A 9879-nucleotide genomic window follows, 5' to 3' on the forward strand; every position below is an offset into this window, starting at 1 on the left:
AAATCTGAAAAATACATTTTCATTTGCAACATAAAAATCACCACTTTTCTTTTAGTATACAAGAAAAGTGATGATTTTTGTATTAACTATTTTTTATGCGGTTGCCCTGGCAAAAACCCCCTCTCTCCTTGCAAAACGCCTTGCCAATATGTTAGAATACACCCGTATGTGTATGAATTGATTTAGATAATCTGAGTTATGAAAGGAGATATATCAATATGATTAGTGCAAATAATATCACTTTACGAGTTGGTAAAAAAGCGCTTTTTGAAGATGTAAATATTAAATTTACCGAAGGAAACTGCTATGGATTGATTGGTGCCAATGGCGCCGGTAAGTCTACATTTCTGAAGATTCTCTCAGGACAATTAGAACCGACAAGCGGAACTGTCACAATCAGTCCGGGAGAAAGACTTTCTTTCCTTCAGCAGGACCATTTTAAATACGATGAATTTATGGTGCTGGATACCGTTATTATGGGGAATGCACGTCTTTATGAAATTATGAAAGAAAAAGAAGTGCTATATGCCAAAGAAGACTTTACAGAAGAAGACGGTATCAAAGCCAGCGAATTAGAAGGCGAATTTGCCTCCATGAATGGTTGGGAAGCCGAAGCTGACGCCGCTTCTTTGCTCAACGGACTTGGCATCGAAACAGAGCTTCATTACAAGTATCTGAAAGACCTGACAGGACCTGAGAAAGTAAAAGTACTCCTTGCCCAGGCTCTTTTCGGCAACCCGGATATCCTGCTTTTGGACGAGCCGACAAACCATCTTGACTTAGATGCCATTGCATGGCTGGAAGAATTCCTGATCAACTTTGACAACACTGTCATCGTTGTATCCCATGACCGCTATTTCCTTAATAAGGTTTGTACTCAGACTGCAGATATCGACTACGGAAAAATCCAGCTGTTTGCTGGAAACTACGACTTCTGGTATGAATCCAGTCAGCTTCTTATCCGCCAGATGAAGGAAGCAAACAAAAAGAAAGAAGAAAAGATTAAAGAACTTCAGGATTTCATTTCCCGCTTCTCTGCCAATGCCTCAAAATCCAAACAGGCAACTTCAAGAAAACGTGCATTGGAGAAAATCCAGCTAGATGAAATTCGTCCGTCCAGCCGTAAGTATCCTTATATTGATTTCAAGCCAAACCGTGAAATTGGTAATGAAGTTCTGACAGTAGAAGGGCTGTCTAAGACAATTGATGGCGAAAAGGTTCTGGACAATCTTTCTTTCACAATCGGTCGTGAAGACAAAGTAGCATTTGTAGGAAGTAACGAACTTGCGAAAACAACACTGTTCCGTATTCTTACAGGAGAAATCGAACCAGATGAAGGAACTTACAAATGGGGTGTCACAACTTCCCAGGCATACTTCCCGAAAGACAGTACAAAAGAATTTGACAACGATTATACGATTGCTGACTGGCTTATGCAATATTCTGATGAAAAAGATGTGACATACGTTCGTGGCTTCCTGGGAAGAATGCTTTTTGCCGGGGAAGACGGCGTGAAAAAAGTAAAAGTCCTTTCCGGTGGTGAGAAAGTTCGCTGTCTCTTATCAAAAATGATGATCTCCGGTGCAAATATTCTAATTCTGGATGAGCCGACAAACCATCTGGATATGGAATCTATTACCGCGCTGAACAACGGATTGATCAAATTCCCGGGCGTCATTCTTTTTGCTTCTCATGACCACCAGGTTGTCCAGACAACTGCCAACCGTATCATGGAAATTATGCCGGGCGGTAAGCTCATTGATAAGATGACAACTTATGATGAATATCTTGAAAGCGATGAAATGGCAAGAAAACGCCAGACCTATTCTCTGACAGAAGAAGACAACTAATTCTGTTTCTGCTGCCAGTCGGATGTAGTCACATCGATTTCTGCTAAAAAACGCAGCTCTGTGTAACTCTTACACAAGGCTGCGTTTTTATTATGAGATTTTTCCTGTTCTAGTTCTCTGCTTTCTGTGTCTTTAGCCCTTTTTCTTTCCATTTTCCTCTGCGATAACAGATTGTTGTGATCACAGCTCCAAGTACCCAGGAACTGAGTAAAGAAATGAAAATACAACGGTAATCTCCCGTCGGCAACTCCGGCGTTCTTGTAAGATATGAAATTCCATAAGCAAGAGGTACGCGGATCAGTACCGTTGTGATCAATGAGATCCACATTGGAGTCATCGTATCTCCTGCCCCTCTCATCACTCCGGAAAGACTCTGAGTCACTGCCATTGCAATATATCCTACTGCAAGAATTTTCATCATATTGGCGCTCAGCGTCACTAATTCAGAGGTTGTTGTAAAAATTGCCATTAAATATTTACCAAATACAAGAATAGCCGCCGTAATCACTGCCGAAACACCTACCGCAATCAATGTTCCCTGTTTTGCTCCCTGTTCTACCCGATCGTAGCGCTTAGCTCCAACATTTTGTCCTGCATAAGTTGTCATCGCTGTTCCAAAAGAAAAATTCGGCATCATAGCAAATCCGTCTACACGCATAATAATGACGTTCGCCGCAATGACCATTTCTCCGAAACTGTTCGTCAAAGACTGTACGACAACCATCGCCATGGAAAAAATTGCCTGGGTAACTCCAGATGGAAGCCCAAGTCGTATGATCGTTGCTGCATGAAAGCGGTCCATTTTCAAATACTTCCATTTCATATCAAAAACAGCTGTCATTCGCGCCAGTTTAATCATACACAGCACTGCCGATACAACCTGCGCGATCACAGTGGCAAGTGCCACCCCTGCGACTCCCATTTTCAATCCTGCCACAAACCAAATATCCAGTACAATATTAATAACTGTTGCGATCAGCAGATAGATGAGCGCAGATATTGAATCTCCTAATCCCCGCAGTATTCCGCACAGAATGTTATAGTAGGCAACTCCGGCAATTCCCATCAGCAGAATCATTAAATACGAAGCACACCAATCAATAATGCTCGCTGGTGTATTCAGCATATGTAAAAGCGGCTTCACTAAAACTGCCCCTAAAACCATAATAATTACTGACGCCAGAGCTGTTAATGTAACGCAGTTTCCAATCGTCTTTGACAACTCTTCTCTCTGCTTCGCGCCAAAATATTGCGACACCATAACGCTTGCACCGACAGAAATTCCAATAAAAAGCACAAGCAGCAGATTAAAGATCGGACTTGCACTTCCAACCGCTGCTAATGCATTATCACCCACATATCTTCCGACAACGATACTATCTACAGTATTATAAAGCTGCTGTGCAATATTTCCAATCAGCATCGGTATCGTAAATATTACAATCTGCTCCCAGGGTTTCCCAACGGTCATATCCGCCGGAGCAAATAATTTCTTCAGACTAATTCCCATCTTCCGTATTCTTCTCCTTCTCATATGTTTTGAAAAGCGAAGGTCTTTTCAAACCCTCGCTTTCTTTACTCTCATCGTACAACTTGCTCTTAGCGAATCCGCTCTGGAAAACCTACCTTTTTCTGCACTTTTCGAAGCGTTTTCATCGCATAATAGTTCGCCTTCTCAGCATTCTCCTTAATGATACCGTCAAGGTAGGATTTCTCCTGTGAAAGACGCGCAACTTCATCCTGAAGCGGTTTCAAAACGGCAATAACAGCCTCTCCTACAGCCGGTTTCAATTCTCCATAACCCTTACCCGCAAATTCTCGCTCAACCTCCTGTGGAGTCTTGCCGGTACATGCACAATAGATATCAATGAGATTCTTAACTCCCGGCTGCTCCGGACGATAGCAGATCATTCCTTCAGAGTCTGTCACAGCTCTCTTGAATTTTCTCATAATCGTATCCGGATCATCCATCAGATAAATACTTCCATTTGGATTCTCATCAGATTTAGACATCTTTTTCGCCGGATCCTGAAGACTCATAATCTTTGCTCCGACTTTACCGATATACGCTTCCGGAACAGTAAATACATCTCCATAAATATTGTTAAACCGCTCAGCAATGTTTCTTGTAAGTTCCAAATGCTGCATCTGGTCAATTCCAACCGGAACTACATCTGTCTGATACAGCAGAATATCTGATGCCATCAATACCGGATATGTAAATAGACCTGCATTGATATTGTCTGCATGTTTTGATGATTTATCTTTAAACTGTGTCATCCGGTTCAGCTCACCCATATATGTAAAGCAGTTAAGAATCCATGCAAGTTCCGCATGTCCTGATACATGCGACTGATAATAAATACAATTCTTCTTCGGATCCAGTCCTGCGGCGATATAAAGTGTCAAAAGCGCTCTCGCTCTCTTGCGAAGTGTTGCCGGATCCTGGCGCACGGTAATCGAATGCATATCTACAACACTGTAAAAACATTCATACTCATCGCTCAGTGTAATCCAGTTCTTCAATGCTCCCAGATAATTTCCAAGTGTCAGATTTCCTGTTGCCTGCATTCCACTGAACAATACTTTTTTATCATTTATCATGTCAATCCCTCCCAAATGTTCTTTTTTTAGTTTATCATTCTTCGATCTATCGTCAAGCATCCAACCTACCACGGTTTCACAATATCTTTATAATAAGTATGATTCTCTTCCAAAATGTGATAGTTCATGCCATCGTCTTCCAAAATTGTCACAGCACAGTTTTTGTGGACGCCTCCGTCCCACACAGCAGACAATTCCTTTTTCTTTACTACCAGATTTAAAAGTACGCAAAGCACCGCTCCATGTGTTGATAATAACACTGTCTTTAGCTGCTTTTCTCGAAGCTCTTTCATAAATGCTTCCAACCGTCTCTTCGCTTCCTCAAAAGATTCTCCCTCTGTTGGCGGAACATACTTGTCCGGTGCGTCAAAAAAATTCTGAAATGCCAAGTCTGGAATATTCCAACTATCCTTTGCAGCAGACAGTCCTTCATAAATTCCAAAGCTCATCTCAATTAATCTCTCATCACAAAAAATCGGCGCCCGTCCTCCTGATACAATCTGCGCTGTTTCTTTTGCTCGCTCAAGCGGACTTGTATATACTGCGTCAAAGCTTACCTCTAAAAGTGCCTTTCTAGTTTCTTCTGCCAAATGCCTTCCAAATGCATTCAGCAAAACGTCCTTTCGTCCCTGCATTCTTCTTGTCTGATTCCAGTCTGTTTCTCCGTGTCTGATAATATATATTTTCATTCCATCATTCCTCTTTCTAAAGTTTCTTGTATTTCTCTTCTCTGTCCGTTATAATAAAAATCACAAAATAAAGGAGGTTTTCTATCATTATGGAAAAAATCACAAGCTTTACAATAGACCATCTTCGTCTGATTCCAGGACTTTATGTGTCCCGCGTAGACTTTGTTGAAGGACATCCGATTACAACATTTGATATCCGCATTACCAACCCAAACGAAGAGCCTGTTATGAATACGGCTGAAATTCATACAATCGAACATCTTGCAGCCACATTTTTACGCAATCACCCAACTGCCGGACCAAAGACAATCTATTTTGGACCAATGGGATGCCGTACAGGCTTTTATCTGTTACTTAGCGGTTCCCTTACTTCACGAGAGATCATCCCGCTTATGACAGAACTTTTTACATTTATTGCTGAATTTGAAGGTGATATTCCTGGTGCTTCCGCAAAAGACTGCGGCAATTATCTGGATATGAACCTTCCAATGGCAAAATATATCGCCCGCAAATATTTAACGGAAGTTCTGACAGATATTGATGATTCACGACTGCTCTATCCAACAAATGACTAATATCTTCATTACAAAAAATCCCAGCAAAAGCACTGTTCTTTCCAGTACAGACCGGCTTCTGCTGGGATTTTTTTAATGATTGTGTTTTAAAATCGTATTTCGGATATATGAAAAAGTCTTTCGTTCTCCTTTTTCTGCCAACATCTCAAGTAAATGTTTTAACAACTTTCTTGTTTTTGGATGGATCATCATTCCAACTGCCCCTTGCTCATAATACTTCAACGGACTTCGATCTGTATATGCGTCTCTCTCATATGTTTTTGATGCAGCAATCCGATCAAGAAACATTTCTACGACATAGTTGACCGGCATTTCCAGGCCAATCATCCCTTCTCCCGGCTTCATACTATAATCAATCCAGTATTCATAATGATGCCTGTTTCTTCCCTTGTGATGCAGCCATGCCTTTGAATATCCTGTCTCTTCCCGCTCTGCATTATTGGGACTTCGTGTACCCTGATAATATTTACAGCCAACCTTGAATTCTGTCCAACTGTATTTGGACAGATCGTGGAGCAGCCCCTGCCGATACAATCCGACACAGAAACAAAATCGCATCACCATATGGCGGTGATGTGTAATAGTACACAAATGTCCCCATATATTAGCAAGTCTCATAAAACACCTCTCGTCTCTTCCGTTAAACAATCAGGGAAACCACATGCAGCAACAGCAAATGTACAGGATAGAACAGATAGAAAAAATATTTCATCTTTTTCCCTTCTTTTCCATTATAACACAAAATAGGAACTGCGGATAGCGCTGCTGCCCCTTGTACAGAACCTAACTGCCACAGTGACAAAGCTAAATTGTATCCGGCCACTGACAGCGCTGCCACTCTTCGATTCTGATAAAAGATATAAAACAGAAAAATCATAAAAATCCCTTTTTCTGAATAATCTGTTCGAAGAACCACTGTCAGTAACATTGCCAACAGTACTGCACCAATTTTCAGCACCCCAAAAGCAGCCCCTGACTGTCTTTTATCGATCCATTCCAATGCCGTCATCATCAATACTCCAATTGTCAATGTCCAAAATACATTCTGATGCTGCGGTACAAACCAATTTCCAAAAATCGCTATATTAAACGGCAATTCAGATATCAATGCGAATGCGGCAAGCCGCAATGCATAACGCTTTCGATCATGTGTATAATGAAACCCTTCCACAAGCAAAAAGCAGAAAATAGGAAATGCAAGCCGTCCAATAACACGCAGTATCCAACACTGGGGAAATAATACATGCCCGATATGATCAATGGCCATTGTCACAATTCCAATCCATTTCAGCTGAAAACCACTAATTCCTGTCATCTTTTTCCTCATCTTTGCTTTTCCCTGTCAATACAACAATCGTTCTTCCCGGCACTATAATACTCTTCTTCTTCCCAAGCGGCATTGGATTCTCTAAGACACCATCTTGTGTGGATACTGATAAGTGCCATTCTTTGCTCTTTGAAAGCGTTGGTATCGCAAATGTATGCTCTACCCAATGCATGTTTAAAGCAATAAAACAGTCTTCTGTCTCCAGCGCTTCACCGCTCAAAAAAACTCCAAGCTGACGGCTGTCATACTGATCCGGCGCCTGCCATGCATTTTCTCCATGATAGGAAATATCAGGAACACCGCAGCTCTTCTGATCCATCCCAAGCAGCAGGTGATTCTGATGCAGAACCGGATGCTCCTTCCGAAATCGGATCAGTTCCTTAACAAACTCTGTCAATTCCATCTCCCGCATTCCCCGATGCCAGTTAAGCCATCCTGTTTCATTATCCTGACAGTACACATTGTTATTTCCATTTTGGCTGTTTCCAAATTCATCTCCTGCTAAAATACAAGGCGTTCCCTGAGATAACAGCAGCATTAGAAAGGCATTTCTTATCTGTCCATCTCTCAGCTTCAGAATCTGCTTCTTCCTGGTTGGCCCCTCCGTCCCGCAGTTCCAACTGAAATTACAATCCGGACCATCTGTATTATTCTCTCCATTTTCTTCATTATGTTTTGTATCATAAGAAACCAGATCTGTCAGTGTGAACCCAGTATGGTTGGTTATGTAATTGATTGTATGATCAGCCTTTGGAAGTCTGCGCATCTGCCACATAACTTCCGGTACCATTCCCTCGTCTCCTTTCAGAAAACGCCGGATGCTGTTCTGAAATCCATTGTCATAACAGATAATTTTCAATCCTTTTAGCAATGGATCTTTCAAAATGCTGTTCATCGGCGCTAATGCCGGATTCAATACAAAGCCGTCTACATGATATTCCATCAAATATGCATGCAGACACTCCACAATCATCTGTGGATGGATAGATTCATCAAAAGGCAGATTCAGTATGACTTCAATTCCCGCCTTATGACAGGCTTTTACCATATCTTTCAATTCCTTCACACTATGTCCATTGGAAGCATACGCTGATTTCGGCGCAAAACAGTATGACGGACCATATCCCCAATAATTTATATATTTCTCACCGCATTCTTCAAACTCATAGACCGGCATACAATGAATCTGATTGACTCCCAACTCCAATAAGTAGGGGATTTTTTCAATCACCCCGGCAAATGTTCCTTTCTTTCTTATTCTGGAAGATCTGTCTTTTGTAAACCCTCTCACATGGAGATTATATGCAATGACCTCCTCTTCCGGAATCTGCAGCAGCTTATCTTCCTCCCAATCATATGCGCTGCTAACAAGCTTACCGCGAAGCTTTATTTCTTTCGAGTCACCGACTTGCCCCCAGCATTTTTTCCCGGCTATTTCCTTTACATAAGGATCCATAACGAGCTTACCGTCAACTTCATAGTTATATTCGTATTTTCGCGCGTCAATTCCTTCTACTGCCAGAAAACGCACTTCACCAATCGCGTCTTCTTTCGTCATCTCAAATATCTGCTCCGGTTCCTCTGTACCGGCTCTGTATAATAATAATCTGCATGTCTTTTCTTCTTCCACTGCCACGGAAAAATTCACGCATGTTCCGTACACTGTTGTTCCCAGAGGAAGTGGTCTTCCATTTTTTCTTTTCATAGTGAATGATCCCTTTCTGCTGTTAGCTTTGCTGACATTTATTGCCATCCATCCGTTCCATAAATGTCAACATTATCCTGATTGATAAAAAAGACTTCCTCATAGACGGTCTCTTCATAGTCTTCTCCCTGCATCATAAGAATCGCTGTCTCAACCGCATCTTTTGCCATCTTAATCGGCGCCTGTCCACTTGTCCCTGCCACAGGAGTATCCGGTTTCTCCAACTCCTTTTTTAATTCCGGTGATCCGTCTACACTGTAAATCCGAACCTCCGTTCTCTTCAGTTCCTTTACTGCATCAAGGGCTCCAAGGGCAATCTGATCATTTCCGCACATAATCGCCGTCACATCTTCATGTGCCAAAAGCAATTCTCTGGCTGCCGCAAGTGAACTTTGTCGATCTCCCCGTACATCGCTCCTTCCAACAATTTCAAATCCTTTTTCACTAATAGCTGTCTCAAATCCTGTGATACGGTCATTAATGGAATTCATTGTTGGACATTCAAGAAGAACAATCCGTCCTCCGTCCGGCGCTTCTTCTACAAGCTGTTTTCCGCAAAGCTCCCCTGCTGCCGTATTATCCGAACCAACATATGCATCTATCATATCAAGATTCTTCACTTCCGTATCCAGATTGATAATTTTCACATCTGCATCTTTCAAATGCTGAAGCGCCGGTTCAATAGCTTCCCAATCTACCGGTGTCAAAAAGATTGCCTGAATTCCTTCTTCAATCATCTCATCAATCTGAGTAATCTGCAGATCCGCATCCAACTTTGGATCTTTTGTTATCAATGTACTTCCACTATTCTCCACATGCTCCCGCACAGCAGATTCCAACGCTCCATAATACGGATTCTCCATCGTAATCGCTGAGAATCCAAACCGGTATGTTTCCACCTCTTCCTCCGGCTCCTGTGGTTTTGCATTATCCTCCGGTGTTCCTACATCTTTCTTGCATCCGGCGAGGCCGAACAATAATAACAATATGGTTATTGCTGCAAAAATTCTTTTTTTCATCTTAATCTCCATTCCGCCGCCTTTCAGTCGGCGGCACAAATAGTAATGAAAGATTTTCAATCTCCTTACTCTGTGCAATAATAGTTTCAAGAAGCTATACTACAAAGCAC

At 41.8% G+C, this 9879-nt stretch carries 9 protein-coding genes; 2 read left to right on the forward strand and 7 right to left on the reverse strand.

Annotated features, from left to right (window positions below; translation table 11 throughout):
* Positions 1–218 precede the first annotated feature (218 nt).
* Positions 219–1850 (forward strand): ABC-F family ATP-binding cassette domain-containing protein, encoded by a 1632-nt coding sequence (locus tag DWX73_RS11865; protein ID WP_118348959.1) that lies wholly within the window; start codon positions 219–221, stop codon positions 1848–1850.
* A 109-nt stretch (positions 1851–1959) separates the two neighbouring features.
* On the opposite strand, the gene DWX73_RS11870 is transcribed toward DWX73_RS11865, so the two are convergent.
* The 3 genes from DWX73_RS11870 to DWX73_RS11880 all read right to left on the reverse strand — a co-directional run bounded on the left by DWX73_RS11870 (position 1960) and on the right by DWX73_RS11880 (position 5143).
* On the reverse strand, positions 1960–3360 hold the full coding sequence (locus tag DWX73_RS11870) for an MATE family efflux transporter (RefSeq protein WP_118348960.1): 1401 nt from the start codon (positions 3358–3360) through the stop codon (positions 1960–1962).
* Positions 3361–3449: 89 nt separating this feature from the next.
* Positions 3450–4454 carry a tryptophan--tRNA ligase gene (gene trpS, locus DWX73_RS11875; protein ID WP_118348961.1) on the reverse strand — a complete coding sequence of 335 codons (1005 nt, stop codon included), beginning with the start codon at positions 4452–4454 and terminating at the stop codon, positions 3450–3452.
* A 65-nt stretch (positions 4455–4519) separates the two neighbouring features.
* Complete coding sequence (locus tag DWX73_RS11880) at positions 4520–5143, reverse strand: histidine phosphatase family protein (protein ID WP_118348962.1); 624 nt, start codon at positions 5141–5143, stop codon at positions 4520–4522.
* 89 nt (positions 5144–5232) lie between these two features.
* On the opposite strand from DWX73_RS11880, the gene DWX73_RS11885 reads away from it, so the two are divergent.
* Positions 5233–5718, forward strand: coding sequence for an S-ribosylhomocysteine lyase (locus DWX73_RS11885; protein WP_118348963.1), 486 nt, complete (start codon positions 5233–5235; stop codon positions 5716–5718).
* A 72-nt stretch (positions 5719–5790) separates the two neighbouring features.
* Here DWX73_RS11885 and DWX73_RS11890 read toward each other — a convergent pair whose 3' ends face one another.
* The 4 genes from DWX73_RS11890 to DWX73_RS11905 are packed head-to-tail and all read right to left on the reverse strand — an operon-like array spanning position 5791 to position 9769.
* A complete protein-coding gene (locus DWX73_RS11890; protein ID WP_118348964.1) occupies positions 5791–6336 on the reverse strand; it encodes a DUF5662 family protein in 546 nt (181 codons plus the stop codon).
* 22 nt (positions 6337–6358) lie between these two features.
* Entirely contained in the window at positions 6359–7045 is a 687-nt protein-coding gene (locus DWX73_RS11895; protein ID WP_118348965.1) for a TraX family protein, read from the reverse strand.
* Positions 7020–8750: an alpha-amylase family glycosyl hydrolase gene (locus DWX73_RS11900; RefSeq protein ID WP_118348967.1), complete on the reverse strand. Its 1731-nt coding sequence runs from the start codon at positions 8748–8750 to the stop codon at positions 7020–7022. The genes DWX73_RS11895 and DWX73_RS11900 overlap by 26 nt, the downstream gene beginning before the upstream one ends.
* 38 nt (positions 8751–8788) lie before the next feature.
* Positions 8789–9769, reverse strand: coding sequence for a substrate-binding domain-containing protein (locus DWX73_RS11905; protein WP_118348966.1), 981 nt, complete (start codon positions 9767–9769; stop codon positions 8789–8791).
* Between the last annotated feature and the right edge of the window lie 110 nt (positions 9770–9879).

It is taken from the genome of Coprococcus sp. AF21-14LB (assembly GCF_003458885.1).
Classification (GTDB): Bacteria; Bacillota; Clostridia; order Lachnospirales; family Lachnospiraceae; genus UBA9414.

What these genes read in the sequence shown, in the direction of transcription:
- DWX73_RS11885 (WP_118348963.1), top strand. Translation starts at nt 5,233, where the DNA reads ATGGAAAAAATCACAAGCTTTACAATAGACCATCTTCGTCTGATTCCA.
- DWX73_RS11895 (WP_118348965.1), bottom strand. Translation starts at nt 7,045, where the DNA reads ATGAGGAAAAAGATGACAGGAATTAGTGGTTTTCAGCTGAAATGGATT.
- DWX73_RS11865 (WP_118348959.1), top strand. Translation starts at nt 219, where the DNA reads ATGATTAGTGCAAATAATATCACTTTACGAGTTGGTAAAAAAGCGCTT.
- DWX73_RS11900 (WP_118348967.1), bottom strand. Translation starts at nt 8,750, where the DNA reads ATGAAAAGAAAAAATGGAAGACCACTTCCTCTGGGAACAACAGTGTAC.
- DWX73_RS11870 (WP_118348960.1), bottom strand. Translation starts at nt 3,360, where the DNA reads ATGGGAATTAGTCTGAAGAAATTATTTGCTCCGGCGGATATGACCGTT.
- DWX73_RS11890 (WP_118348964.1), bottom strand. Translation starts at nt 6,336, where the DNA reads ATGAGACTTGCTAATATATGGGGACATTTGTGTACTATTACACATCAC.
- DWX73_RS11880 (WP_118348962.1), bottom strand. Translation starts at nt 5,143, where the DNA reads ATGAAAATATATATTATCAGACACGGAGAAACAGACTGGAATCAGACA.
- DWX73_RS11905 (WP_118348966.1), bottom strand. Translation starts at nt 9,769, where the DNA reads ATGAAAAAAAGAATTTTTGCAGCAATAACCATATTGTTATTATTGTTC.
- trpS (WP_118348961.1), bottom strand. Translation starts at nt 4,454, where the DNA reads ATGATAAATGATAAAAAAGTATTGTTCAGTGGAATGCAGGCAACAGGA.